The organism is Photobacterium sagamiensis, from assembly GCF_050337085.1.
In the GTDB taxonomy this organism is placed as follows: Bacteria; Pseudomonadota; Gammaproteobacteria; order Enterobacterales; family Vibrionaceae; genus Photobacterium; species Photobacterium sagamiensis.
Window position 1 is genome coordinate 1 of the sequence record NZ_JAKJSP010000068.1, and the last position, 26,670, is coordinate 26,670.

General features: G+C 42.3%; 20 protein-coding genes and 2 pseudogenes. 10 read left to right on the forward strand and 12 right to left on the reverse strand.

Features of this window, described 5'->3' with window-relative positions; translation table 11 throughout:
- Window positions 1-543 precede the first annotated feature (543 nt).
- Together L4D76_RS25090 and L4D76_RS25095 are read left to right on the forward strand one after the other, a co-directional pair.
- A complete protein-coding gene (locus L4D76_RS25090) occupies window positions 544-990 on the forward strand; it encodes a GNAT family N-acetyltransferase (protein WP_428443594.1) in 447 nt (148 codons plus the stop codon).
- 56 nt (window positions 991-1,046) lie between these two features.
- The gene (locus L4D76_RS25095) at window positions 1,047-1,535 is read left to right on the forward strand and encodes an ion channel (RefSeq protein WP_428443595.1); all 489 of its coding nucleotides are present in this window, start codon (window positions 1,047-1,049) and stop codon (window positions 1,533-1,535) included.
- 31 nt (window positions 1,536-1,566) lie between these two features.
- Here the strand turns inward: L4D76_RS25095 and L4D76_RS25100 are convergent, their stop codons facing one another.
- Both L4D76_RS25100 and L4D76_RS25105 read right to left on the reverse strand, forming a co-directional pair.
- Window positions 1,567-2,223: a hypothetical protein gene (locus tag L4D76_RS25100; protein WP_428443596.1), complete on the reverse strand. Its 657-nt coding sequence runs from the start codon at window positions 2,221-2,223 to the stop codon at window positions 1,567-1,569.
- A 192-nt stretch (window positions 2,224-2,415) separates the two neighbouring features.
- Window positions 2,416-3,969: pseudogene (locus L4D76_RS25105) on the reverse strand (nitrate- and nitrite sensing domain-containing protein).
- Window positions 3,970-5,287: 1,318 nt separating this feature from the next.
- Between L4D76_RS25105 and L4D76_RS25110 the strand changes: the two are divergent.
- The 3 genes from L4D76_RS25110 to L4D76_RS25120 all read left to right on the forward strand — a co-directional run bounded on the left by L4D76_RS25110 (window position 5,288) and on the right by L4D76_RS25120 (window position 8,300).
- Window positions 5,288-6,244, forward strand: coding sequence for a TDT family transporter (locus tag L4D76_RS25110; protein WP_428443597.1), 957 nt, complete (start codon window positions 5,288-5,290; stop codon window positions 6,242-6,244).
- 229 nt (window positions 6,245-6,473) lie between these two features.
- Window positions 6,474-6,863, forward strand: coding sequence for a DUF2799 domain-containing protein (locus L4D76_RS25115; RefSeq protein ID WP_428443598.1), 390 nt, complete (start codon window positions 6,474-6,476; stop codon window positions 6,861-6,863).
- Between the two features lie 345 nt (window positions 6,864-7,208).
- Entirely contained in the window at window positions 7,209-8,300 is a 1,092-nt protein-coding gene (locus L4D76_RS25120) for an extracellular catalytic domain type 2 short-chain-length polyhydroxyalkanoate depolymerase (RefSeq protein WP_428443599.1), read from the forward strand.
- 862 nt (window positions 8,301-9,162) lie between these two features.
- Here the strand turns inward: L4D76_RS25120 and L4D76_RS25125 are convergent.
- The 4 genes from L4D76_RS25125 to L4D76_RS25140 form a co-directional block, all read right to left on the reverse strand.
- Window positions 9,163-9,372, reverse strand: coding sequence for a hypothetical protein (locus L4D76_RS25125; protein ID WP_428443600.1), 210 nt, complete (start codon window positions 9,370-9,372; stop codon window positions 9,163-9,165).
- Between the two features lie 29 nt (window positions 9,373-9,401).
- A complete protein-coding gene (locus L4D76_RS25130) occupies window positions 9,402-10,784 on the reverse strand; it encodes a sulfatase family protein (RefSeq protein ID WP_428443601.1) in 1,383 nt (460 codons plus the stop codon).
- A 452-nt stretch (window positions 10,785-11,236) separates the two neighbouring features.
- Window positions 11,237-11,527, reverse strand: coding sequence for a hypothetical protein (locus L4D76_RS25135; RefSeq protein WP_428443602.1), 291 nt, complete (start codon window positions 11,525-11,527; stop codon window positions 11,237-11,239).
- 43 nt (window positions 11,528-11,570) lie between these two features.
- On the reverse strand, window positions 11,571-12,338 hold the full coding sequence (locus tag L4D76_RS25140) for a ferredoxin--NADP reductase (RefSeq protein ID WP_428443603.1): 768 nt from the start codon (window positions 12,336-12,338) through the stop codon (window positions 11,571-11,573).
- A 344-nt stretch (window positions 12,339-12,682) separates the two neighbouring features.
- On the opposite strand from L4D76_RS25140, the gene L4D76_RS25145 reads away from it, so the two are divergent.
- Complete coding sequence (locus tag L4D76_RS25145) at window positions 12,683-13,021, forward strand: TehB family protein (protein ID WP_428443604.1); 339 nt, start codon at window positions 12,683-12,685, stop codon at window positions 13,019-13,021.
- A gap of 161 nt (window positions 13,022-13,182) precedes the next feature.
- Window positions 13,183-13,920 carry a methyl-accepting chemotaxis protein gene (locus L4D76_RS25150; protein ID WP_428443605.1) on the forward strand — a complete coding sequence of 246 codons (738 nt, stop codon included), beginning with the start codon at window positions 13,183-13,185 and terminating at the stop codon, window positions 13,918-13,920.
- A 52-nt stretch (window positions 13,921-13,972) separates the two neighbouring features.
- Here L4D76_RS25150 and L4D76_RS25155 read toward each other — a convergent pair whose 3' ends face one another.
- Window positions 13,973-14,878, reverse strand: coding sequence for a LysR family transcriptional regulator (locus L4D76_RS25155; RefSeq protein ID WP_428443606.1), 906 nt, complete (start codon window positions 14,876-14,878; stop codon window positions 13,973-13,975).
- Window positions 14,879-14,990: 112 nt separating this feature from the next.
- Here L4D76_RS25155 and L4D76_RS25160 point away from each other — a divergent pair, with 112 nt between their 5' ends.
- Complete coding sequence (locus L4D76_RS25160) at window positions 14,991-15,284, forward strand: putative quinol monooxygenase (protein ID WP_428443607.1); 294 nt, start codon at window positions 14,991-14,993, stop codon at window positions 15,282-15,284.
- Window positions 15,285-15,435: 151 nt separating this feature from the next.
- Complete coding sequence (locus L4D76_RS25165) at window positions 15,436-16,092, forward strand: NAD(P)H-dependent oxidoreductase (protein ID WP_428443608.1); 657 nt, start codon at window positions 15,436-15,438, stop codon at window positions 16,090-16,092.
- A gap of 743 nt (window positions 16,093-16,835) precedes the next feature.
- On the opposite strand, the gene L4D76_RS25170 is transcribed toward L4D76_RS25165, so the two are convergent.
- The 3 genes from L4D76_RS25170 to L4D76_RS25180 all read right to left on the reverse strand — a co-directional run bounded on the left by L4D76_RS25170 (window position 16,836) and on the right by L4D76_RS25180 (window position 23,276).
- The gene (locus tag L4D76_RS25170) at window positions 16,836-18,029 is read right to left on the reverse strand and encodes a NupC/NupG family nucleoside CNT transporter (protein WP_428443609.1); all 1,194 of its coding nucleotides are present in this window, start codon (window positions 18,027-18,029) and stop codon (window positions 16,836-16,838) included.
- A gap of 685 nt (window positions 18,030-18,714) precedes the next feature.
- Window positions 18,715-20,286, reverse strand: a complete 1,572-nt coding sequence (locus L4D76_RS25175) for a methyl-accepting chemotaxis protein (protein ID WP_428443610.1) — start codon at window positions 20,284-20,286, stop codon at window positions 18,715-18,717.
- A 653-nt stretch (window positions 20,287-20,939) separates the two neighbouring features.
- Window positions 20,940-23,276, reverse strand: coding sequence for a TOTE conflict system archaeo-eukaryotic primase domain-containing protein (locus L4D76_RS25180; RefSeq protein WP_428443611.1), 2,337 nt, complete (start codon window positions 23,274-23,276; stop codon window positions 20,940-20,942).
- A gap of 172 nt (window positions 23,277-23,448) precedes the next feature.
- On the opposite strand from L4D76_RS25180, the gene L4D76_RS25185 reads away from it, so the two are divergent.
- Window positions 23,449-24,372, forward strand: a complete 924-nt coding sequence (locus L4D76_RS25185) for a competence protein CoiA family protein (protein WP_428443612.1) — start codon at window positions 23,449-23,451, stop codon at window positions 24,370-24,372.
- 230 nt (window positions 24,373-24,602) lie between these two features.
- On the opposite strand, the gene L4D76_RS25190 is transcribed toward L4D76_RS25185, so the two are convergent.
- Both L4D76_RS25190 and L4D76_RS25195 read right to left on the reverse strand, forming a co-directional pair.
- Window positions 24,603-25,796, reverse strand: a complete 1,194-nt coding sequence (locus L4D76_RS25190) for an acetate/propionate family kinase (RefSeq protein ID WP_428443613.1) — start codon at window positions 25,794-25,796, stop codon at window positions 24,603-24,605.
- 377 nt (window positions 25,797-26,173) lie between these two features.
- A pseudogene (locus L4D76_RS25195) lies at window positions 26,174-26,548 on the reverse strand (LysR substrate-binding domain-containing protein); the annotation flags it as partial.
- Window positions 26,549-26,670: the final 122 nt, after the last annotated feature.

A 26,670-nucleotide genomic window follows, 5' to 3' on the forward strand; every position in this document is an offset into this window, starting at 1 on the left:
TATTATTTGATTGGTCATTGAGCATTCCACCGCCCGTCGTATGTTGATAGCCAAAAATGACGGCCACAATACCCCATAGCAACAGGTTGGCAATAATAAACACGTCGACAGACCAATATCCAGTAAGCATCTTTTATCCCTTACACAAGATCACAATATACTGATAAAAACGGATAGACTTCGACCATAATCAAACAATCAATGCCGTACTTATCCATCTGATTTTTATTGATATTATCCTTCATCTTTTTTTGTTGTTCTACATCAGTCACCCAAAATAGATTAACAATAAAAAGCAGCTTGTTGGTGCCTATCTTGGATGACAGGCAGGAAGATAACTAGCAAAAAACTGCTGGTTACTTGCTGATTACTGCCGATGGATTTAGTTTGTGAACAGAGGAGGTATTGCGGTTCTTTAAGTTATTGAAAAATGGAAAGCGTATCTTTTTGATTGGGGCCATAATAATCTAGATAGAGCGATAAATCGTGTCTAACACAGTGGCCCCACCAAAGGCCGCTTCGTTAGCCTTTCTGGAGATAACAATGGACGTTACACTTCGGCAAGCACGGGAAAGTGACATTCCGTTTCTGCAGTTACTTAGAAACATGACCATGAATCACTATTTAACAGTCTCAGGAATAGCAACAGACGAAACATCGCATCTGGATCGCATTCGTTATCATTTTGATGATGCCAAAATTGTATATAGCGAAGATAACCGTATAGGTTTGTTCAAGTTCTACTTTGATGGATCAGGCTGGCACATTGTACAGATTCAAATACTGCCGGAGTACCAAGGAAAAGGCATAGGTGCAAAGTTACTCACTGAGATCCAAAAGCTCGCGAATGACAATCAACATAATGTTAAATTGAGTGTTTTAAAATCAAATCCCGCTAAAAAATTGTATCAAAAACTGAGGTTTACCGTTGTAGCAGAAAGTGATAATGAGTTAACCATGCTGTATGAACCGATAAAAAACTCAGTGTAACCGTTAAAAAACAGAAGACATTTAGCACTTACTATTCCTATTAAATGGTATGAACGATGAAAAGAGCAAAGCCACCGACGCGATTAAAACGGTTTATAACGGATATCTCTGTCCACACACCTTTTTCGGAAATGTTGCTTCTATTGATTGTGCTATGGCTCGTATTTTCTGGTGGTATGTATTTTTCGGAGTTGAATATTGAAAGTTCGTCTATCCGTTCGTATGGAGATGCGCTGTATTGGTGCGTAGCTGCATTTACCACAGCAGGAATAGCGGATGCGCCGAAATCGAATATGGCTCAGTTCGTCGGTGGTTTATGGATAGTTATTGGTTCAACGTTGTTCTTTGGGGCTATCGTTGCAACGGTTACAACCTATTTCATGAGGCCAATGCAGCGTCCTCATAAAAGGATAATTGATACAATCGAGTACAACCTCGAACAATTGAATGATCTGACTATTGACGAGCTTGATTTATTGAAGGAAACAGTTGATACGTTGATCATCCATGTCGAACGTATTAAGAAAAAACAAACAAGAAAATAGTCAGTGGCTTAGCCCGTTCATGAACACCTACTTACATAACACTTTCTTGCAGACGTAGCTTTGTGACTTTCTGTTTGAACATGGCAAGCGATCCTTCGAATTCGGGCAAAATAGTGAATGTCTTTGTGCTTGATTGATAACGACCGATCTGACGTTGTTCAGGACGGAACGTAAAGATGTAATCGTCCAGCTCTTCGCTAAGGTAAAACTCATCATCACGATATTGTTTCTGAGCGCTACTAAAACAACGGTTAAAAAAGTCCAGCAGTTCGTGAGCTTGAGGTGATTGAAACATTTCATCGCCGATCGTGGCACCGTTTAGATCAGAAACTAACACACGGTAACTATGTACACTGTATTTCATGATATCGAACAACTTACGCCGCTGTAACTGAGTCGGTTTTACCGCAACATGCACCCGTCCTCTCGCTTCATAACGGATTGCCCCGGTCGATGCCATGAGATTAACAATGGTGATTTCATCAATAATACCAACCATCTCTTCAGGCATCAGTGCCGCTACCGCTCGGTGGAACTGGCGATTGTTCATATCTGAGCGTTGCAAATTCAATAAACGGCCATCAGGCAAAATATAACCGCCATCCTTAGCGTGCCGTGTGATACCAAAGTGCGTCACGAGTTTGGACAGTAGCGCTTCATTAAAATAAGGTATTTGTTGAATTGTCATGCTCACTCATTGAAAAAACTGCAGAAATAGCAGTTTTTTATGATTAACTAAATTTATAAAAATATCAGTGCGTAAACTCGCATTATGATGAAATTCTGTTGCAAGCCTAACTCGGAGTAGCCCTGATATATCATCCATAAAAAAGGACTCCTCAGAGCCCTTTTGTTAAAACCAAACTGATTAAAAATGTCTTCAGACAGATTTCAATTTAAAAGCACTCACTTCCTGAACTAACTCTGTCATACGAAGCTTCACCGCCCCCATTTCATCCTGAATACTAACAATCGTCTGGTTGGTATTTTGCGCCATGTCTAACAGATCATCGACATCAGCATCAACCGCATTTGCGGTCTGCGACTGCTGACTGGAAGCTGTGCTGATACTGGCATTGAACTCAGCGATCTCATTAACCGTTGCAATGCTATCGCAGCGCTGATGGGTCTGCTCGCTCACTGCGCGGGCTTTATCGACCAACCCGACCATAATAACCATTTCTTGTTCAGTCTGGCTGGCGACCAACAGCGATTTAGTTAATGTCTCACCGAGGCTAACGGCCAGATCATCAAAATGCTCAGCAATTTCACCCAACTCATCTTTCTGACCATCAGACAAGCGAATCGTCAGATCTTTGTTGCTCGCCATCGTATCGAGCTGCTTAGTAAACCCTTCGACACGACGGCGAAGCTTCACCACTGAGTGCCAGGTCAGCATGATCAGCGGCAACACCACCAGCAGGCTTAAACCAATGTAAATTAATCGAACGGAGCTGGCAGTATCCCGATTGTGCCGGGCTTTGACTAAAATGGAGCCGGCGAAACTGTCTCGTAATCCTTTCACTAAACCAATACGTTGGGTTGCCAGATCAAACCAGACAGAAGCATCTGGCCCCTGAATCGCTGCCAAATCATTTACCTGAGACAGATACTGTTGTTGAATTTCCAGCACCTGCTTCCACGTGCTGGTTTGGGTGATCGCATTAACCCGACGCTTTGCATCACCTTCTAACAACAGATTGGCCTGACGCAACGCATAATGTTCAGCATCAATATAGCTGCTTATTTGCGCATACTTATCTAGCGATGATCGTTTACCCGCAAATGCACCATTCAGCGCGCCTCTTGTTTTGCCCGCCTGCTCCTTAATAACCAATAGAGATAACAGACCTTGCATCTCCTGCTTAAGCTCAATGTTACTGACCTGAGACAATAAAATGGCAAGGTTATCAAGCGACAAACTATTCACGTTCGAGTAATACGCGAATGGTGAATCAACAATGGTTAAGCGATCGACTTGAGAACGGATATTCTGACGATTATCAAGCTGGCTTTTCACTGCTCGGAGCAATTCAGACACCAACGCCGCATCCAAGCTGCTCGGCTAGAAAGCAACCAGGCTCTGATACGCCTGGTCGGCCACGATGCGTTGTTTTTGAAGCGCATCTCGTTGCTTGCTTTGCCCCTTTGCTGCAACGACTCCTGCAGTCAGGCCCCGCTCAACCGCAAATTGATGGGCAACTTCATCATATAGGTGAAAAAGTTCAACCGTTTCACGGGATACCTCAGAATAAACAAGTTGCTTATTCGCATTGTTGATCTGCATTCCAATAAATATTAATAACAACGTGGTCGGAATAATAAAGACCAATAATATTGTCGCTCTAATATTAAGTGAGCGGAAAGGATTTAGCATGAAATAGCCCCATGAGTTATATTTCCATTCATTTACATAAAAAACAGCAAAAAACATTCTAGGAACATATATTTTTGCCAATAAAAACCAACAATAATGACCTGGCGCAAGCACGGTCAAAATATTGACAGCAATCGTCACCCCCCGGCAGGGAACATAATCAACAACTTATTTTATCGCACTTTCGTTATATCTATGAATAACCCGTTAGGGGTATGATGCTAGTACTTAAAGCATGACCACACTCTAACCAAGAAATATTAATCCTTAAAAATTTGAGCTATCATACTTAAAAAGATCTATTCAATGAAACCACACTCAACTTATTCTTTTGCATTAAAATGAGTCACTTAAATGACGTCATTTATACCAACTCCATTAAATACGAAGATATACATTCTATCACCCTATAAAGATGCTTAACCATCCTAACTTGATCAGGCGATGCCTCTAGGCTAATGGCTTAACCAGACATACGAAATAGATTAAATTTCAGCCAGCATGGTCGATTCGCTTGCAGTGAGTTACCCACCGTTTTTGTGGATAAGCCAACTTACCCCATTAAAAACAACATGATAACATTTTCAATATATAAAATAAGAATATTGCGCTATTTCTGAAAACAGAATGAAGTCTTGTGTCGTATAGCATGACGCATGCAAATACCAATATTACGAGAAGCATCACGTTGCATATTCACCCAAAAAATGAATCGTAAAAGTAATGCGTTCATTGAAGAAAAATAAAACATTTAAAACAAAGAAAGCCGCACCATTGCAGTGCGGCTTGATTTTGTATCTTTACCTACCTTTGTCTACCTACTCAGCACACACAAGGTTATTACGGTCTATCGGAGCTTCGCCACTCATTACGTTGAGTTTGACGTGTTCGATACCATTTAATAGGACTAATCGAACTCTTCTGTTCTGGCGAAGAAAATATATTTACGGTGACACTTAACCAAATTGTTAACAACTAAGTACTCACTTAGAAGCTTTTACATTATCACAATGTCGCTCATTGACTCGAAATCAGCGGCAACCTGAAACCTGCACTCTAGAGCATAACGAATACGGCTTTGTTCCTCCGAGAATCTAAAGCATTAATAATTACTCAACACAGGCTTCATATTAAATATGGTCTTAAAATTCGATTTTCGCAAATTATTTTACTGTTGTCAGTTCACATAAATATCAGCACAATTCAAATCCAATCAACATGCCTATCAGATTCATCAACTTACGCCGATTAGAGTTATTTTCATCTTTACAACGCCCCAATATTATTCTTTTTGAACACGCCGAGGTCATTACGCTGTCTTTCTAGTGTAAACTTCTGCTTAAATTTCGAGCTGAGACGAGGGATCGAAAGGTTAATGGCTGCAATAGGTAACGCTCTTCGATATGTCCCCACTGCACAAGCGGCGTTGGCACTGGCATTCACAGGCATTGGGTTGGCGTGGTCACTTTTTTTACCTGATAGCGCTAATATCATTCGCGGGATTTGCGCCTTCATTGGTGTCTGTTTGCTCATTCCTGTTATTCTGAAATATGTCTTTAATCCTCAGCTGTTTATTCAGGATTTACGTCACCCGCTGTATGGTAGTCTGATGGCTCCGATGACCATGACTCTGCTGGTACTGTCTGATTATCTATCTTCCATCCATGTTGAAATCGCACGCCTACTTTGGTATCCCGCACTATTTTTACACTTTACGATGCTGGTACTGTTCTTCAGCTTTCAATTTCAAAAATTTCGGCTAATCAACTTGTATCCGAGTTGGTTCCTGTATCCGGTGGGCGCGATCAGTGGCACCTTAGCCGGGCCCCAATTAGGGCACACTGATTTTGCCCTGGCAATGACAGAAGTCTGCATTACTATCTACTTTATCATGCTGCCCGTTGTATTGTACCGCCTCTGCTTTGCCGGTCGCTTACCTCGCCCTGCCAGACCAACCCTGGCTATCATGGCGGCCCCTGTCAATTTATCCTTAACCGCTTATTTGCTGAATGTAGAGCAACCCGATCCTATTTTGACCGGCGCATTAGCGGGCGTGGGCATTACCATGACCATTCTGGTCTACCTGTGCTATTTCGATCTGCTTAAACAGCGGTTTCAGCCTTCACTCGCAGCTGTCACATTTCCTTCCGTGATCAGCGCTGTTGCCATTGACCACCTGACCACTTGGCTGGTCATCGACTACCCGCAATGGGCTTGGCTGGAAAAGCTGGGGATATTTGAGATCTCCGTAGCAACCGGCTTAGTGCTATGGGTAGGATGGCAATATTGCCGTTATTATCGGCCGCAATATCAACGGTTCAGTCGTCAGTAAATAATACTCACCGGTATAATTTCGCCTTCAATTTACTGAACTGAGCCACGGTATTCTGAATGCCACTATTCGCTCATATGGCTGCCTTGCCTAAAAACCACTGAATTCTCGCTGAACACAGCATCTTGATGTGGTTTGGGTATATGTACTTAACGGTTTTATACCTGCTGAACTATTCTTATCAGGACCCTCAACAGATTCATCGTTGAGATTAGTTGGTGAGGAAAAGATGAAAATATTAACCTTGATACTTACTGCTTTTGTTTTAGTTGGCTGCTCCGGGCTATACAACCAACAAATGGAACTTGCGCATCAAAATGAATGGCAGCAAATTGGCTTTCTCGATGGACAGACCGGGCAATACCAACAAGCTAAACCAGAACTGACAAAACTAAATAAGTTATCTGATAACAGTTTTGAAGAATATAAGCTGGGTTATCTAAAAGGTATCGAACAGTTCTGCATGCCAAACCAAACATACGATCATGGACGAGCAGGCCAAGCATATAAAGGAGAATGTGCGAACACCAAGCAGGAAAATTTGGCTGTTCAGCGCTGGCTGGAGGGACATGCTCACTACATTTTCGCAGAAGAGGCCGTTGCACTAATGGGCGACTAATACCAATAGGAATAAATGATAAAAAACGGCCCTGAATTCTCACTCAGGGCCATTACCGATTTATTTGACCTGCATTAACGTTCCTTGCAAGGTTCATAACTCAAACGCCAGAAAATCATACCTCGCCCACATTTCTCTTTCGTAAATCACAAGCAAAAAGACAATTAATTGCATATATGCATATTCTCGTCATGGGGTATAGCCCACCTACAACCCGAGCGTGTACGACATTTTCAAGTCACGCAACCTTTGTTTTACGCCACATAGTTTTAACGCCATGTTGTAGGGACACAAAACCTATAACCAATTGTTAAAATTATAAATTGCCAGGAGGCAAACATGATAATGGAACTTAGAATCACAATTGCTCTATTGTTTATTTCTCTCAGCACCACAGTCCTTGCGACACAGACAAAACTTCCGGCACTGAATGCCCTGCCCAACGAAACCTCTATATCAGGGTTATCCTCCGGTGCTTTTATGGCTGCTCAATTCCATGTCGCCTACTCTGAAGAGCTGGTTGGTGCCGGGATAGTAGCAGGCGGCCCATGGAACTGTGCCGGTAACAATCCCTTCAGCAACCCGTTTATTACGCCAATTCTGAGTGCAACGACGACCTGTATGAACCCCTGCAAAGGCAGCATTGTCGGCTGCCCGTCAATGATGTACCCGAACAGTGGTTTTTTGGTCGATCTTGCAAAACAAACTGCCGATTCAGGCAAAATTGATGCCGTAGACAACCTGAAGAATGACAGGGTATATATCTTCTCTGGAGCAAGTGATGAAACCGTCGTGACAGGCGTTGTTGACACCACCGCCGAGTTTTATCAGAAGCTAGGAGTAAGTGACGATCACATACTGTACAACAACCGAATTGACGCAGGCCATGCCTTTATCACCACCGATCAAAACGACACCCAGTGCGACAAAACTCAAGAACCCTATATCAATGATTGCGATATTCCACAGGCCCAGCGCATTCTCAAACACATTTATGGTGAGCAGAACCCTGCGGCCAAGAAATTAAGTGGCGAACTCATCGAGTTTGATCAGAGTGCCTTTTTCGACAGCCCGCTCACGAGCATGAATGAAATCGCCTTCGTCTATGTACCCGAAAATTGCCGTACAGAACAATGCAAAGTTCATGTCTCCTTACATGGCTGTGAGCAAGGCGTATCCGTAATAGGGACAACCTATGTAAAAGAAACGGGCTATTTAGAAGCCGCAGATACCAACAGCACGATTGTGCTCTTCCCCCAAATTAAAAAATCAACGCTAAACCCGATGAATCCCAAAGGGTGTTGGGATTTCTGGGGTTATAGTACCAACAACCTTCCTCCGTATAATTACTACAGTAAAGATGCACCGCAGATGGTAGCGATTAATAAAATGATTGCTCGCCTGATCAGCAAACCACTGCACCTCACCCAACAATAAATATAACTAAGCTTTTGGTTATTAGCCCCAACAAGAATAAACGGCGCCGAGAAAATGCTCTGCGCCGTTTTACATTCCGTCATTTATTATTCTAAAAATGCAAACTGACTTAGGATATGAACGACTGCTCAAGCGGCCAACGTATTACAGAAAAGCGCGATACCTATAGAAGAACCCCTTATATGAAAATGCCGGTAACGAAACACGTTTGCAGGCGCTGTCTCAGGTCGCGGGTGAGCATGGCGTGTCGGAAAACCAAATAGTACTGGCCTGGATGCTCAAGCGGTGAAAAATAGCGACTGAACTTATTTATGGGAGCGAAAGCATGTTAGCTATACCACTTCAAATGCGGTGTTCAGCGAGAATTCATACGTGAGCGACTATAAGACCTTCTAAATAATACTTCGCACAGAAACGAAAAAACGGCCCTGAGCAGATGCTCAGAGCCGTTTTCCGTTCCGTAATTATCCTGTGTTCCAAGCAGGATAGACTGGGTGCCCCCAGCAAGATCTATTCGGCGGCATTTCACTCCCTAGACCTTTGCAATCCCCCTTCCTACAAAAAGGGAAACTGCCTAAGTGTTTGCAATTTGATTCACTCAAATCTGGGGGTAACTTATCATATATTTTTACAAAGGCAAAAAATATTTGAATAATTAGCAGTAAATTTGATTTCACTCATCAAGGCTTAACTTTGTTACTCAACCATTTTGATATCGCTTTACAAATCCGTTTTCAACCCACCGAAAAGGTAAGCAACTATGTGTATTTGCGTAAAAAAAATATTTCAACACATCACTGAGACTTATAATAACAACCTCCATAACCATTTAATATTAAACAACTTAACATTAAAGTCATTGCTATTTATTGCTATCCCTTCCGTACAACAATGGCGATGGCAAACTAACATTAAAATCAGAAAAAAAAACTGGTGTATCACCGTCATTTACGTTTTCAAAAACAAAAAAGCCCCACTTCACACCGTGGGGCTTTTCAACTTTTGTTGAGTGCTTTGCGATTAAGCGTGCAGCAGCGCCATTAAACACTATTCCCCAGTAAGATTTCTGCATGCTCGTCAGTTTGAGCTTGCTATCAGTATCTAACCTCGGGTTTCTTCAAAATAGTCAATGTCAGTTTTATCAATTACTGGTACAGAAAAATCGTCATCCGTTTTTTCAATCCAGTCTCTGAGCTGCTGATTCAACTCTTTGCGTTTTTCACAGAACAAGGCATTGTGCACTAGATTGACCAATTCATAGGGGTCGTCATTCAAATTGAACATTAACCATTCCGAGTGTTCGAAACACACATACTTGTATCCGTCACTGGTCACGATTCCCCGCCAGGGTTTATTGATGCTGTCATTGTGGTAAGTCGGCACCACAGACTGGATATAAGCACTGGAAGGTGCATTTTTTTCTTTGCGCAGATCGAGTCGGTTTGCAGAGAAGTCAATGCCTTCCATGACCTCTGGGATCTCAATGCCACATAAGCCTAATGACGTTGGTGCGATATCGACACTGTTTATCAAGGCATGGTCTTCACCACATAAATGATGTTTATCCTCAGCCATTCGACCACCACCGCCAATAATAACGGGAACCCGGATCGACTCTTCATACGGGTTGGTTTTTCGCAGCATTCCCTGTGAGCCATGCATATCGCCATGATCACTTAAGAAAATAATATGCGTATCTTCATACAAGCCATGTTTATCCAGTTCATCAATCAGACGACCAAAGTTGTCATCGATGGCTTCCAGTGCGGCATAATACCCAGTCAGATCCCTTCGGGCTTGGCTTACAATATGTTCATAAGGTGGCACGTTAGGACGTAATTCTAATTCCGATTCGCAAAAGTTCCGTAAATGTTTCGCCGGTGCGATATAGGGATCATGAGGAGGCTGAACACTGATCACCATAAAAAATGGCTGACTCTTACCAGAGTTCGCATGTTCATTAATTTTGTCTATCGCAATATCGGTTAAAGCATCGGTTTCATATTTCGGCAATTTATATACGTCAATCTCTAGATCGCCATCGTGCCCATGAACATAACAATCAAAGGGACTGTTATTGTTCTCGTAGCCGATAAAAGATTTGAACCTTCCTCTCAAATCTTTAGGAATGACTTTGGTACCGATTCTTTCCGCTCCTTTATTATCCAGAAGAGCAGACAAATGCCACTTACCGATATAAATGGTATCGTACCCTGCGGAATTGAACATATCAGCAATCGTTAAGTGCGAAGGAGCTAATTGATATTCATGGCCGACAACACCGTTATTATGGGCATATTTACCTGTAATAAGAGATGCTCGGCTCGGACAGCAAAGCGGAAAACCGCAAACCGCTTTATTAAAATTAACACTCTGTTTAGCAAAGTTATCAAGATTCGGCGTGCGTGCATTTTTATCGCCATTGATACCTAAAGCGTCTGCCCTAAGCTGATCAACCAGATACCAAATAACATTCTTCTTCATCGTCAGTCCTTTTGTTTACACTAAGCTGCCATTTCTATTCCGGTCTGGCTCCCATTCCAACCCGCATTGCCTAACCACAAGCACCTGGCTATAAATAGGCCACGAATAAATTTGCCCCATACAATTCCAGGTCATCTCTGCTTATCAAGTACAAACAATGTGTTACAGAATTACGCCATCAAGTCATTCCAACACAATAGAAACGTTTCTACAAGCTAGAATAACACCGGTCTACGGAACATCAAGCCGCTATACCGGCTCAAAAGTGCTTTCATTGCGGGCTAAAGAGAAGATAAAAGAATAGAATGAAATACTCAGAAATAAAATACGACCCTGTGCAAATGCTCAGGGCCGTTTCACATTCAGTAGGGCTGGAACCTATTATGCGTGAAGCGAACGGGTAAATATCGTACCCGTTTATTTTTTACAGCAATTCTGGTTTGGCTACAAAGTTAACAATCCTCAAGAAGCTGTTGCAGAGCTTCATGATTCCCTATGTACGTAAAGTTGAAACTGCTACCAACAGTTATTTCAGATCTTCTGTAGATGGCTGGTATTTGTATTTGCCCCAGACTCCAGTCTTTTTCCTTACTGAGAAGCCCCAACAACTTTTTCGCCTGTTTGTCCTCTTTGAGTTTAATAAAAACATATTGTTTGCCATAGTTTTCACACAACGCCTTGGCTTTATCACATCCAATGCAGTCGCCGAAGCCATAGATAAAGTATTCAGGATGTATATTCATTGTTTTGTACTCATGTAATAGCTCGGAGGGCCCTGCCTGATAGTTACCAGTAATTTTCAGAACTGAACTGTCCGGGCTTACGGCGCAAATGTTTTCTATAACCCATCTTCTGTAATGTTTCGCGACTATCCCGGACCATCTCAGGATTACCACAGATCAGAAAGAAGCTATTGAGCGGATCCAGCTCAACGCTGGTTACCTGAGACAATGTTCCAGCAGATAGCAATGTCGGGATCCGTCCAGTGAGTGCATAAGGCACGGTTTCGCGAGAGACGACTGGAACGTAGTGAAGCCGCTTGCCTAAACGTTCTTGCAGGGCCACTATGCGCTCCTGATAGACCAGTTCGGCTTCTTTGCGAACGGCATGCACCAACACCAGGCGCTCAAACCGCACTTCCGAAGCCGAGTCAGCCAGCATGGAGAGAAAAGGGCCAATGGCCGTGCCAGTAGATAACATCCACAGATCTCGGGCAGTTTCAGGGATCTCCTCCAAGGTCATGAATCCGGCCGGCTCTTCGCCCACGTAGACCGGATCCCCGGGTTGCAGTGCATCCAAGCGGGGAGACAACTCGCCATCAGGTACGGTCACCAACAAAAATTCCAGAATTTCATCGTCGGGAGCATTAACCAAAGAGTATGCCCTGCGAGACCATTCACCTTCCGCTGTCGGCAGTGCTAACTTGGTAAATTGACCGGCTTTAAAGGGTATCATCTGCGCCTTTACTTTCAGGCTGAAGAGCCGTTCTGTCCAGTCAACTCGACCAACGACTGTGCCCTCAATTAAGCGATGGGGAATAGGATTATCAAGCATCGTATTTCTCCAAGTGTACTCGTGATATGGAAGGGAGCCACCATAACATGTATTTTTACTGCATGTTATATTCGGTAAGATTATGACGCAATATAAAAATTACCATTCGTACCAACAACACTTTAAGCACATGATTTAAACCACTTATTTGCGCAAATGATTCTAGAATGGCTAGCAATGTGAGCTAGGTGCAGGGAAATATATAGTCCAACCTACAGATGCAAATGAGAATTATTCTTGCCTTTCTGGTCTTATGTGGTATTTTAAATGCAGCTTTAATGTTCAGGTGAGCACTAAAGATTAATCTATCTTGATATACCAGTGTATTACTGGGGAGGTCTACAATGAGTCATCAACGAATTCCTGCTAATTGGACTGTACAACGTTCCACCCCGTTTTTTACGAAAGAGAACGTTCCTTCAGCACTGCTCTCACATCACAACACTGCCGAGGGAGTATTTGGTCAATTGTGCGTCATGGAAGGTATAGTTACCTATTATGGCTTTGCCAATGAACATTCCACCGAGCCTGAAGTTAAAGTTGTTATCAATGCTGGTCAATTTGCTACCAGCCCACCTCAATATTGGCACCGTATCGAAATCTCAGATGATGCGCAGTTCAATATCAATTTTTGGTCAGAGACAGACAAGAAAGATCAACCTCTGTTTAATGCCAAAAAATGAACTCATTTGAGACTTAAAGATCAGTTAATCGACCAGTGAAGGTGAAAGTAAACTCAGAAAAACTGCTTTTAATGAAGTAGTTATTATTAAGTTGCATTTTTAGTACATGTTAAGCTAGGATGCCGTTCGTTAATGAGTGGTCGATCATAAGGTGCAGTTCAATGAGTTTCTTTTCTCTTCTTTTCAATCGGGTAATAAAGCGTGACACTGCTGAACGTGAGCAAACAGAGGCTGAACTTAAGCATCTGCAAGGAACGCTGAAGCAGCAACGTGAACTTGCACGACGCCAGCAAGAACAGCTCCTAGATCAAGAAAAATCACTGCAAGATGCACTTAATATTAGGCAACAATACGAAGCAGAATTGTCCGCTTTATACCAGCGTATGGGGCGGATGCGTAAGTCCTTTGAATGGCTGGATAGCAACTTGTTGCAAAGCAGCCTGGCAATCGGGACTGCGGTTTCCGTCTCTCACCAGGCCAAACAGCGAATTGAAAAGCTAGCTAATGAACTGACCGATCTGACCGAACTTCAGGGACAACAGATGAGTACCTTTGATGGCTTGTTTGAGGAGATCCAGAAAACGTCGGCCGTGATCAGTAATATCAGCAAGATAGCGTCACAGACCAGTCTTCTCTCTTTGAATGCCTCTATTGAAGCGGCCAGGGCTGGTGAACATGGTCGTGGGTTCGCTATCGTTGCCAATGAAGTACGCTCGCTATCCGGAACAACGGGCACTTCAGCCAAAGATGCAGATGCTTTTTTAACCAGCCTTTCCCAGTGTTCATCTCAACTGGGCGATATAAACCGCACACTTTCTACGAGGGTTGATCAAATCGCTGGCGATACAGCTGCAACCATGGATAACCTGGGAACTAAACTCCAGTCACTACAATTCTAAGTAAACCAATCTCACCTACCGGATAGTGCACAAGTTATTTATTTCTCGGTATTCAACCTTTAAAATAGCTCAGCTCATCTTCACATTTGCTACGCAACATATCGCGTAACATCAGCATCGCTGGTGTTACTTGGGTTCGATTAGGGCAGATCAGCCATAAGCCGAGAGGTGGGGATTGATATTCAGTGAGAATTTCGACGACATTGCCAGAGCGTAGATCCGATGCCATGTCTAATCGCGATTTCAAAGCAATCCCTTTACCTGCCACAGCCCAACGATGAACAACATCCGCATCGTTGCTCACACGATTTCCTCCAACCTTGACATCGTACTTGCCGTCTTTATCAAAAAACGTCCAACAATCATAGACTCTATTTCCTATCCGATAGAGCAAACAATTATGCTGATATAAGTCTTTAGGGTGCCTAGGTTCATCAAACTCAGCAAGGTATTTAGGTGATGCGCAGACTACACGATCGACCTTTGCGATGGGAAATGCGACCATCGACGAATCCTCAGGTTCGCCATAACGGAGTGCCATATCGACCTTGTCTTGGTAAAAGTCCGCCAGAGTGTCACCGACATTAAGCTGAATAGATAATTCAGGATGTGAGTCAATGATCTCATCAATCCAGGGGAGCACCAGGTTTCGACCTAAATCAGAAGAGGCTGATAAACGAACTTCACCCGCAATTTTACCCTGCATTTCATTAAGTGATGCTTTTCCTTTTTCAAGAGAAGCTAAAGCTTCACTGCAATACAGTAAGTAACGCTCACCTTCGGCTGTGATACGCAACTTACGGGTTGAGCGTATAAATAGCTGAACCCCCAGTTGTTTTTCCAAGCGTTTTAAAGCAGCACTAGCAGAGGCCGGAGTCATATCCAGTTGCTGAGCCGAGGCCGTAATACTACTGGTTTGGGCTGTTCGAACAAAAAGAGCGAGATCGGCAATATTCATTATCAAAAATTTTTTGAAACTGTTTAGTGGGTTACCATCTTTTTAGCATATCCGAGATAAACAATAATGTCTCCACACGATGAATTGACGCCTAACTCAGAGGAAAACTCACATGACTAAAACGCTAACGATTGTTGCTCGAATTGAAGCAAAAGCCGATAAAGTTGATTTGGTAAAGGCTGAGTTACTAAAGCTAATAGAACCGACTCGGAAGGAAGAAGGATGCATCCAGTATGATTTGCACCAAGATGGTAGCAATCCAGCACTTTTCATTTTCTTTGAGAATTGGGAAAACCGCCAACTATGGCAATACCATATGAACAATGATCACCTTAAGGCTTATGTCAAAGCGACGGAAGGTTCAGTGACCAGTTTTACACTAAATGAAATGACTAAAATCGCGTAGTTTCATTAAAGATTAGTTTATACAGGCTATGTAAAAATAGCCTGTAGCTACCTCTTCTAGCTTTCAAGTAAAGCAACTTATTCTGCTGACAAGCAATGAATAGGCACATTATTCACTGTTAGCAAGAATCACTCAAAAGTAAGGGTATATAATGACTCACCCAATTATCAACGATTTACATTCTCGCTATACCACAAAGAAATTTGATCCTTCCAAAAAAGTTTCTCAAGAAGACCTTGCTGTAATATTGGAAGCCATTCGTTTATCTGCCTCATCAATAAACTCTCAGCCTTGGAAGTTCATCGTTATCGAGAGTGATGAAGCAAAGCAACGCATGCATGATACCTTTATGCATAAGTTTCAGTTTAACCAACCTCATGTATTTAATGCTTCGCATATTATCCTTTATGCACATAACCCTGCCTATACCCGTGCAAATTATGAAGCTGTGATTGATAAAGGCATTGAGGACAAGCGTACGAAACCTGAAGATAAAGAAAGTGCGTTCGGCGGTTTTGTATTTGCCGAGCTAAATACTGATGAAACAGGTAACACAGAAGCTTGGACTAAAGCACAAACATACATTGCCCTTGGTAATACGCTGCACACTGTTGCTCGTTTAAATATCGACTCTACACCGATGGAGGGGATTGATAGTGAAATGATTAGCAAAGAGTTTGCAGCAGAACTCGATGGCCATGTTTGCCACGTTGCCCTTGCTATTGGATATCGTGACGAGAATACAGACTATAATGCTGCATCCCCTAAGTCTCGCTTAGCCATGGAAGATATCGTTGTAAAACTGTGAGCAATCGATGTTTCAGAAACTTGAAAAAGTGGAATACCTTGTTTTCTCTTGATTGCCACCATGGTTTTATCTGGTTACGGATCACAATATAAATGCTAACTTCTTACGCAGAAAGTTAAAAAACGGCCCTGAGCAGATGCCCCGGGCCGTTTCTAATTCAGTACTAACCCAGCAGGGGTCGAATCTATTAAGCGTGCAGCAGTGCCATTGACTCTTTGGCAATAACCCACTCTTCGTTGGTTGGGTGTGCTTATGTATAGCAAAAATATTTTTCACAAAAATGTGCTCGTACAACAGCCTCCTTCCACTACACTCCTTCAAGCTTTTCTTCTCCAGTTTTTTATCTGACCAGTTACAGTTGATTTCCAGCCTTCTGACTTGGACATCAGCAAAGACTTCTATTGAGCTATGGGTGCTCTCGAATAACGTTGCAACAAAGCAGCTGTATATTATAAATGGCTTTAAACAGTACGGCGAAATTAACGATATATATAGAATTGATGGTCAGTCATATTCTGATCTGAACCAGCAGAGCTGGACACAGTTATGACCGAATTTGAGAGAGGTTTTATCTTCAAGCGCTAGCAGCAAATCATGTGACTTTGCTTGTTCCGCACAAGCTTCAAATCAAACATCTGCGATAAGTCCAACTTGAAAGTACCCAACGTCATAATACAAAATGAAAAAACGGCCTGAGCAGATGCTCAGAGCCGTTTCAGTTTTGTAATTACCCGGCGGAACGTTTAGTTCATCATAACATTGGCGATCATTGCCGACAGTATACTCACTAACGTTGAGCCGTATAGTAGGCGCAAACCGAAGCGTGCCACCATATTGCCTTTCTCTTCGTTTACACCTTTTACCGCACCGGCAATGATGCCGATAGAGCTAAAGTTTGCAAATGATACAAGGAAAATAGATAGCGTGCCGACAGTTTGAGCTGATAAGTGCGACATTTTATCTTGTAGTGCCATCATTGCCACAAACTCGTTGGAAACCAGCTTGGTTGCCATGATGCTACCTGCTTGCAGTGCTTCACCAGAAGGAACACCCATTAACCACGCAACAGGGTAGAACAGATAGCCAATTGTATCTTGGAAGCTAATACCAAATGCCCAAGTAAAGGCTTGATTGATCATTGCAATAAGCGAGATAAAACCAATCAGCATTGCTGCAACAATAACGGCAACTTTAAAGCCCGTGATGATGTATTCACCAAGCATTTCAAAGAACGTCAGCTTCTCTTTGCTTCCGCTGTTAACCAAATCATCGAAGTCCATTTCTGCTTCATGATCATAAGGGTTAATGATCGACAGAATAATAAAAGTACTGAACATGTTTAGGATCAGTGCTGCTACCACATATTTAGGCGCAATCAGCTGCATGTATGAGCCGACAATTGACATAGACACTGTCGACATAGCGGTTGCGGCCAATGTGTACATACGGCGCTCTGACATTTGGCCGAGAATATCTTTGTAAGTGATGAAGTTTTCTGACTGACCTACCATCAACGCACTGATGGCATTGAAAGATTCCAATTTACCCATGCCATTAATTTTTGATAGTACGAAACCAATCCACTGGATAACGACTGGGAGTACTTTGATATGTTGTAAAATACCGATGAGTGCCGAAATGAATACAATCGGCATTAATACGTGCATGAAAAAATCGAACTGACCGACGTTCACCACACCGCTAAATACAAAGTTAGTACCTTCCGCTGCAAATGCCATCAGGCTTTTAAATCCGTCAGAAAACTTAGTTACGATGCCGGTGCCAGCAGATGAGCCAAGGAGAAAGTAAGCAAGTCCCAACTCGATCACAAGAAGTTGAATAATGTAGCGAATTTTTATGCTCTTTCTGTCTTTACTGACAACCAGTGCTAAAGCGGCCACAACAATCAGACCAAAAATAAAATGTAGATAAGACATGTAGAAATGTGCTCGTACGTGATACGGTTCAAAATATTTATGTATATTCCATTATTTATTACAGCAATAAAGTGATGGGTATCACATTTCGTATTTCTATCTATTTCATCACGAATTTGACTAGAATGTGAAATAATATCCACGCAACTTATAGGAAACAAAACGGTGTAATTGACACCCATTCTGGCCGAATACCGACCGATCCAACTAAAGCAAGTGTCAAAAATGCAATCTGACTCCCATAAAACACAGCGTTCAAAAGATAATCAATTCAGGTTGAAAGAGGTAGGTTCGATGATGACAACCCGAAAAGATGATTACGCGCCCAATAAATACGGCCCTGAATTGCTTCAGAGCCGTTTATTAAATTTTGTTGCTACCCTACCGTTCCAAGCAGAACAATAACCAAGCGTAGGTTAGCCTTATACAGGCTGGTTTTCATCGATTAAGCGTGCAGCAGCGCCATAGATTCTTTCGCTATAACCCATTCCTCGCTATATGATTGCACTGACAAACTTTTGAGCATATATACATCCCCCCCCGAACACCGATAGCCTTAAGTTACTAAGTTCACCAAAGAAACAGATTGCATTTTTTAGCAGTCAGATAGCCTGATTCATTGAGGTTCAGTAATAAATTATCTGAAATCAGTAAGCTCTGTGTACTTACTCATGGACTCAAGCAATCAATCTTTTTGGAACTGGGCCATTAAGCGTTGAAGATCACCAAGTTTACTCACTAGTTCACTAGTCCTACCCACAGAAGCATCACTCAGATCATGATTCGATGTTGATAGCTGCTGAATCGCAACTACATTGCCGTTTATCTCTTCGGTTACACACGCTTGTTGATTAACCGCAGTTGCAATCTGATGGCTGGTGCTAGTTACATCATCGAGCATTATGTTAACCCGCTCCAACACCTTACCTGTACCAATCGCATTGTCTCTGCAAACATCAGACAATTTACTGCCTTGATCCATCGCAGTCACAGCCTGACGCGCAGTACTTTGAAGGTGAGAGATCATGTTGTGAATTTCTTCTGTTGAAACCTGAGTTTTGGATGCAAGTGATCGCACTTCATCAGCAACAACAGCAAAACCTCGACCAGCCTCACCAGCTCGGGCCGCTTCAATCGCCGCATTAAGAGCAAGTAAGTTAGTTTGATCTGCAATGCTACCAATTACTTCAAGGATCTTTTCAATTTGTTGGCTGCTTACTGACAGGTCATTAATGATTGTTTTCGCTTCTTCTAATGCCTTGTGCAGCTCTGCAACTGAGTCGATCGTTGTTTCAACATTTTCTGAACCTTGACCGGCTAATTGGTTCACCTGGTCAACTATCAATGATGCTTCTGTCGCATTATTGGCGACATCTCGAATTGACTGAGCCATTTCTGTCATCGCGGTAGCAACAGAATCGGTTTCCATGCCCTGCTGAGCTAAGTTAGTTTTTATCTGCTCTAAGTTAGAGAGTTCATGGTCAGCACTAACATGAATATCTGCCGACGTTTCAGTCGCTCGCCCAACAATCGCTCGAATTTCAGCTTTACGTTTATGCAAAGCTAACTCAATCACTGAGTATTCATCATAACGACCAGTATAAATCAACTCCATTAGAGGGTTATCATAAGCGGCTGATGCGACTTCTGTGACCTCTTTTAAACGACGACGATGAAATAAACCGTTAATAGCCATTCCTAGCATTGCTAACAATGATACCGAACCACACAGCACTGGTGACGCCCCTGCAATCACGGCCATCGAACTCGCTATAGTGATCCCAGCAGCTAAATTCCGCGCCCAACTGAAGCTGAACCTTGGAAATTTTAGTTTGGTTGGCGTTTTACCTTGACGTAATTGAGCGTAAAGATGTTCAGCACGCTTAATCCATTCTCGTTTAGGTTTACTGCGTACCGACTGATACTCAATAACTTTACCAGCCGCATCAGTAATAGGCGTAATAAAACCAGAAACCCAGTAAAAGCCGCCTTCTTTGCGGGCGTTTTTTACCAATCCCATCCAGCTTCGTCTCGACTGAAGGGTTTCCCACATTTGTTTAAATGCCGCCTTAGGCATATCTGGGTGACGTACTATATTATGAGGTTTGCCAAGTAACTCAGATTCTTGATAGTCAGCAACATCACAAAAAACAGTATTTGCATAAGTCACAATACTAGAAGGATCAGTGGTCGATATCAGATTAACATCAGCAGCAAATTCTTTTTCGTTGTTAGAGCGAGCGTTTGTTACATTCATAGTAATTGAGTTCTGAAATTCACATTCAAGTTGAACGCTATTTATACAAGATGCACAGCTTACATCACATGCTTATGAAACATAAAGCAACCAGTGAGTTATTGATGCAAAAAAGATGCAACTTTACATTTTATTCAATAAACCACAAAAAAACAGTCACATTCTTCGGCACAAAATCAAGCCGATACGCAACATTCTCAACTGGTATTGATAAAGGAAATATTGAGTACTGCTTGTTCATAAGAGTTGTCGGCTAAAGTTATATGCAGGCCAAAGCATGATAGCTATCGCAGCTAAGCCAAAACTAGAAAATCACCAACATTATTTTGAATTTTCTGGTTACTAATGACTATTTTGAACACATCTATATATTTTACGGGCTACCACTTCAAGCAGCTTTAAAGTGATAACTTCGCGCCCATAAAAAACGGCTCTGAATTGCTCCAGAGCCGTTTCCTGTTTCGTAATTGTCCAGAGTTCCGAGCAGGGTATTAACCAAGCCCTCAGGCAGCTTGGTTAATCCAACCTTATGAGGTTGGTCTAAATATCTATTAAGCATGTAGTAACGCCATAGATTCTTTGGCTATGACCCATTCTGGAGCAAAATCTTGCGTATTAGACTGTAATCTGCACCGGCTTCATGCAAAAAAACATCAAATGAGTTTGATTTGCAGCTCTTTACATGTAAAGCCCAGTGCTCGATAGCCCTTATCTCGCTTTGTAAACATTCGGTTTAACATTGGGATTTTTACATCCACATAATCAATCACTTTAATTTCGCTTTTCCCTTCGAATTCTCTCTGAATTCGGCCGACATATTGAATCAAAGAACCTTTCCAAGAGACTGGTAATGCCAATACTAGTGTATCTAATCTTGGTAAATCGAACCCTTCTCCAACAAAACGCCCCGTTGCCACCAGTACTTGAGTGACCGAAAGCCGCTCCATGACCTCTTCTTGTGATTTTTTCTTCATGGATCCCACTAAGATTTCATTACTGATCCCTTTATTTGTTAACGCATCTGAGAGTTGTTTTGCATGTTCTCTTCGTTCCGTCAGTACAATCGGTACTCTACCGCGAACCACTTCCTGGTTAATATCATCAATAATTGTTTTATTCCGCTCAGCATGTTCTGTCAGCCAACGATAAATATCAGCAATATGAGGTCTTGGTTCATTTGCCACAAATGCCAACGGTGGCTCAAAAGGTAACTCCTTTTTCACTAACGTTTGAACAAACTGATTCGCCTTGTTTGATTGTATCGTGTGTCTGACCCGTCCTGTCTGCATAAAGATGATTGGTTGATGCCCATCTCGCCGCTCTAACGTTGCGCTGATACCAATGACATAACGTGCATGGATATCAGTTAAGACCCTTTCATATTGCGGTGCTGATAGGTGATGACACTCATCGACAATAATCTGCCCATACTCATGTACCATATCGTGAACCGTGTTATCACTTCGATTAAACAAACTTTGATAAGTCGCGATATCAACCTGCTTTGTTGGTTTTTTCTTTGCTCCTGAAAATACACCAACTTCAACGTCACTAGTAAATGCTTTCAACCTCTCTTGCCATTGCTCTACGAGCTGCTTGTTATGCACAAGTATCAGAGTGCTCACTTTACGTTCGCAAATCAGCCCAATCGCAGTGATAGTTTTACCAAAAGCAGTTGGAGCATGGAGTACTCCTACATCGTGTTTAATTAATGCTTTAATTGCACGACTTTGTTGAGTGCGTAAAGAACCTACAAATTTTATTGTCTCAAGGTTCACACCTGAGTGCCTTTTGTCATCCACCCTAATCTGAATATTCAAACTAAAAAGCAATTCCTGAATGTCATCAAAACACCCTCTCGGTAAAGAGAGATACTGTCCCTCCACTTCTGCTAATGAAATAAAACGGGAGATACCATTTGTCGATAATCGCATGGCTTGAGCTTTAAAGAACTTAGGATTAGAAAAAGAAGCCAATCTTTTCAGCCGAGCGATTAGAGCATTAGGAAGACTTTTGAGTGGCAAATAAACTCGATTTGCCAGTGTAATGTCAATAAAGTTAGGACTATCTGGAATAGCGTCTATAGGTGGTCGAGTGCGTTCCCATGGTGAAGTCTCACTCATCTGCTTATCTGAATACTCAGACTGTTCTTGACCAACTATCGCTTGGACTTGCTGTTGCGTTGTTTTCTGAGTCGAGGACAAGGCCTCCCATTGATCAGGATATGGAATAAAGTGCTCATCTACGAAGACAGAGTTCCCATGTTCACGAGACACTTTTTGCAACGGTAACGCAATAAGGTTGCCAATTCCCGCCACAGGTAAAATATCCTGATTGGGGAATAATCGATCATAAGAATCGAACGACAACACTCCATGAAGATGCATCGCTTGATCCAACAGATAGAAACCCAATTGACGAGCAGCTTTGGCGGGAATGGTTCGCTCAAAGAAAATCCATACATGCGCCCCATTACCAGAGCGTGAACGCTCTAAAAGGCAGTCGATTTGATGTTGCTTACAAGCTCTCGCATAGGCTATTGATGCCTCTTGCCAGTCTTTTTTGTCAAAATCAACCGCCAGTAACCAACAGTGGTTATCCTCCGTCATAGGGTACAACCCCACTGTCTGTTGCCCAGACAAATGGCTGTATATCGCATCTTGATTAAGGAGTTTAAACGCTTGATTCCCGCATTCAAGGCACTTTACTTTTGGTTTATTACAAACCCCTTGCTGCCACTCATTTTGGCAAGCAATAGAATAGCCACTACGACCCTGTTGGTTTTGCCATCGAACGGCATAACAACGTTCATTCCCTTTAAAATAGTTTCTAAAGAGGGCAATTTTTTGATTTGGAGACAAAGTGTTCGTCTCGATACTAGCTTGACTACAAGAAGCGAGAATACTTCTTTTTCGAGCTTCCAGTCGTGTCAGTTCTTTCTTCAGTGATTGAATCTGTTGTTCGATAACGGCCAGTTCATCCATATCCATCTAACCACATGTACGCTGCACACTGAGAATCTTCAATATCTTATATCACTTATTCAACAACAAACTATGCTTAATTGTAGAAAAAACAGCCAATTTTATGCCTTGGTTATCATTATGCTGTACAGGATTCATTTATTCTTTCACTAGTAATATGGATATTGGGAGAGACAGTGTGTTTCAGCTTCAGCATGTACCCTTTGGCTTAAGAAAAAGTGATGCTGAGTTTGTGGATGTCGCTGATGTTACACGAGGCAAGAAGTGCGACTGTATTTGTCCCTCATGTCATACCCCTTTGATAGCGCGACAAGGAAAAGAAAAACAGTGGCATTTTGCTCATGCCAGTAGGAAAGTGGAAGGAACGGACAAAGAATGTGATTTTTCATTCTTTGTGTCTGTTCGAATGATGGCAAGGCAAGTTATAGAAAATGGTATAACCTTGGATCTCCCCATCTTTGAAAGCCAACTGGAACAGCACGCAAAGGGAAGATTGTTCAGAGAAACAGTGGTAATAACACCTCAACAGTCCATTACCTTAGAGAAAGTAGAAAAGGAACAAAAGTTCGCAGATACCATTGTTGACATCGTGGGTGAAGTGAAAGGCTTTTCCTTTATCATCTACTTTACTCACCCTAACCGAGTATTACCAGACTCTCTTTGCAACCTGGCTGATGACAAATGTGGTGTTTTAGAAATACAGCTTGATCACACCCATAAGTTATTTCAGGGTAAAAAAACTCCTGCCTCTAGTCATGCAGACAAGCTTCGCAACTTCTTACAGCACGATTTAAGCTCAAAGAGATGGGTTTACCATCCACGAAAAACCACTATAGAAGGAAGAGCGAGAGAGAAGTTAAAGCAAACAATAACTCAATATCAACCTGTTGCGCGTAAGCCTAATTTCTCCCACTCTAAGAATCAATCTTGGAAAACATTAGTACCTGAAAAGGTAAGCAAACCGATGCCTGAACCACCTAAAAGAATGGTCTCATATCAATGCATTATATGTCAGTGTCAATGGAGTGCTCCTGTACCAGGAGTACCAACGTGCCCTAAATGTCATACACATTTTTATGCGACAGAAGTTGATAAGTTATAATATTTATCAAGAAGATAAGTAGCAATTTTTAGTTTTGTTGAAATACCGCAATCATCAACGAAATCTATGAGCTGATAGGCTATCTCATCCCTAAAAAGGAAAAAACGGCCCTGATCTAATGCCCTGGGCCGTTTTCCGTTCAGTATTAACCCTGTGTTCCAAGCAGGGATTTAACCAAGTTCATAGGCAACTTGGTTAATTCCAACCTTATTCAGGTTGGTCTAAATCTATTAAGCGTGCAGCAGCGCCATTGACTCTTTGGCTATAACCCATTCCTCATTGGTTGGAATAACCATCGCAAGCGGAGTATTTGGTTGAGTGATAACACCAGCTTTGCCAAAACGTGCATCAGCATTTGCGGCTTCATCTTCACGGTAACCAAAAATCTTAAGAGACTTAAGGATCTGGCGACGTATAGGTAATGAATTCTCACCAATACCACCGGTAAAGATGATGCCATCAAGCTCATCAAGAGCGACCATGTAAGATGCGATGTATTTGGCTACACGATAAGTAAAGATTTCAAATGCAAGCGTCGCGCCCTCGTGGCCCTCTTCCATTGCTTCGATGATACCGCGACAGTCACTTGTTAAACCTGAAACACCAAGGAAACCAGAGTTCGAATTTAGCTCTTTAAATACTTGATCTTGAGACCAACCTTTTTTCAGCAAAAATTCAATAATACCCGGGTCTAAATCACCACAACGCGTGCCCATCATTAAGCCTGACAGTGGTGTAAAGCCCATGCTTGTATCAACGCTTTGGCCATCTTTAATTGCACAAACTGATGCGCCATTGCCAAGGTGAACAGAGATAAAGCTGCTTTTTTCAATTGGCTTATTAATCAATTTAGCCGCTTCACGGCTCACAAAGTAGTGACTTGTACCGTGGAAGCCATAACGACGAATGCCGTAGTCATCATATAACTTGCTTGAAATTGCACCGGTAAATGCTTTTGCCGGCATGGTCTGGTGAAAAGCTGTATCAAATACCGCATATTGTGCCAGTGTCGGGAAGGCAGCAATTGCAGCTCGCATACCAACAACGTGTGCTGGGTTATGCAGGGGAGCCAGATCGCTCAGGTCTTCAATTTCCTGCAGAACGGATTCATCAACTTTAACCGTCTGGGTAAACTTCTCACCACCATGTACAACACGGTGACCAACAGCGACGATATCTTGTTTAAGGCCCAGCTCTTCAAGCAAAGCAACAATGCGATCAATTGCCTGCTGGTGGTGGTTACCAGAATCGTTCAAGTTATATTGTTGCTTTTCGCCGTTGATTTTCCAGCTAACGTTTGCGTCATCAAGACCGAAACACTCACCAAGGCCACTCAGGGTTGCCTCACCGCTCACCGTGTCGATCAAAGCGAATTTAAGTGAAGAACTACCAGAATTGATTACAAGAACTAGAGAATTGCTCATGGTTATCTCATCAGAATATTAAGGGCAAATAAGGACAAAATGTTTGTCCTGTTACACGTTATTTTACATCAGCAGAGGAAAATGTGTGGAGCAGCATTTTCTCTGCATTATTTATATTTAACATATTACTCAATTTTTTTTGAAAGTCTCAACTTTTGTTTCAAATAATTACAGCTTTTTGAAGATGTACGGGCTCAGATCAATTTATCGGCAATAAAATCGATTCCGCACGTACAAAATCCGACCATGGGTTCAAAATTAGTTGAGTTTTTTTGCTCGTACACGATCTGTCATTTGACTAGTTCGGGTACAGATCAATGATCATCATCAAGCCCATAAGCAAAAAGCTAAACGTCAGGCTTCGGTCAAATGTAAGGCTATTGACCTTCCGCCTGAAACCACTGCCGCAGAAACGTCATCAAACACCGAATTCTGGGATTCACATGCACATCGCGGTGACAAACCAGCCACCATTCAACAGATTCGATATCCGCTTCAGAAAAAAGCTGTACCAGTTCAGAATATTGCTCAGCGATATCGACAAATGTGACGGTTACTCCGGCTTTAGCCCGCGCTAGATTAAGCTGCATCTGATAACTGTCGGTACGCAAAATGAAATTCATTTTACTCAGACTTCGTCCGCTATTTTCAGCATTGTTGATATACCGCTTACTGTTATCAAATCCAATGATACGGTGCGGTTGATTATGTAACGCATCCAGTGATTCTGGCGTACCAAACTCAGCCAAGTAGTCTCGGTGCGCGAATTATCTTTCACAAAAAAACTGTAAAGTATTTCGCTCCTATATAACCCATTTAAATCCTAGCATTAGCGTAATTTTGCCTTACAAAACACCAAATCGTGCTAATTTAG

What these genes read in the sequence shown, in the direction of transcription:
- L4D76_RS25090 (WP_428443594.1), top strand. Translation starts at nt 544, where the DNA reads ATGGACGTTACACTTCGGCAAGCACGGGAAAGTGACATTCCGTTTCTG.
- L4D76_RS25095 (WP_428443595.1), top strand. Translation starts at nt 1,047, where the DNA reads ATGAAAAGAGCAAAGCCACCGACGCGATTAAAACGGTTTATAACGGAT.
- L4D76_RS25100 (WP_428443596.1), bottom strand. Translation starts at nt 2,223, where the DNA reads ATGACAATTCAACAAATACCTTATTTTAATGAAGCGCTACTGTCCAAA.
- L4D76_RS25110 (WP_428443597.1), top strand. Translation starts at nt 5,288, where the DNA reads ATGGCTGCAATAGGTAACGCTCTTCGATATGTCCCCACTGCACAAGCG.
- L4D76_RS25115 (WP_428443598.1), top strand. Translation starts at nt 6,474, where the DNA reads ATGAAAATATTAACCTTGATACTTACTGCTTTTGTTTTAGTTGGCTGC.
- L4D76_RS25120 (WP_428443599.1), top strand. Translation starts at nt 7,209, where the DNA reads ATGGAACTTAGAATCACAATTGCTCTATTGTTTATTTCTCTCAGCACC.
- L4D76_RS25125 (WP_428443600.1), bottom strand. Translation starts at nt 9,372, where the DNA reads ATGCAGAAATCTTACTGGGGAATAGTGTTTAATGGCGCTGCTGCACGC.
- L4D76_RS25130 (WP_428443601.1), bottom strand. Translation starts at nt 10,784, where the DNA reads ATGAAGAAGAATGTTATTTGGTATCTGGTTGATCAGCTTAGGGCAGAC.
- L4D76_RS25135 (WP_428443602.1), bottom strand. Translation starts at nt 11,527, where the DNA reads ATGAATATACATCCTGAATACTTTATCTATGGCTTCGGCGACTGCATT.
- L4D76_RS25140 (WP_428443603.1), bottom strand. Translation starts at nt 12,338, where the DNA reads ATGCTTGATAATCCTATTCCCCATCGCTTAATTGAGGGCACAGTCGTT.
- L4D76_RS25145 (WP_428443604.1), top strand. Translation starts at nt 12,683, where the DNA reads ATGAGTCATCAACGAATTCCTGCTAATTGGACTGTACAACGTTCCACC.
- L4D76_RS25150 (WP_428443605.1), top strand. Translation starts at nt 13,183, where the DNA reads ATGAGTTTCTTTTCTCTTCTTTTCAATCGGGTAATAAAGCGTGACACT.
- L4D76_RS25155 (WP_428443606.1), bottom strand. Translation starts at nt 14,878, where the DNA reads ATGAATATTGCCGATCTCGCTCTTTTTGTTCGAACAGCCCAAACCAGT.
- L4D76_RS25160 (WP_428443607.1), top strand. Translation starts at nt 14,991, where the DNA reads ATGACTAAAACGCTAACGATTGTTGCTCGAATTGAAGCAAAAGCCGAT.
- L4D76_RS25165 (WP_428443608.1), top strand. Translation starts at nt 15,436, where the DNA reads ATGACTCACCCAATTATCAACGATTTACATTCTCGCTATACCACAAAG.
- L4D76_RS25170 (WP_428443609.1), bottom strand. Translation starts at nt 18,029, where the DNA reads ATGTCTTATCTACATTTTATTTTTGGTCTGATTGTTGTGGCCGCTTTA.
- L4D76_RS25175 (WP_428443610.1), bottom strand. Translation starts at nt 20,286, where the DNA reads ATGAATGTAACAAACGCTCGCTCTAACAACGAAAAAGAATTTGCTGCT.
- L4D76_RS25180 (WP_428443611.1), bottom strand. Translation starts at nt 23,276, where the DNA reads ATGGATATGGATGAACTGGCCGTTATCGAACAACAGATTCAATCACTG.
- L4D76_RS25190 (WP_428443613.1), bottom strand. Translation starts at nt 25,796, where the DNA reads ATGAGCAATTCTCTAGTTCTTGTAATCAATTCTGGTAGTTCTTCACTT.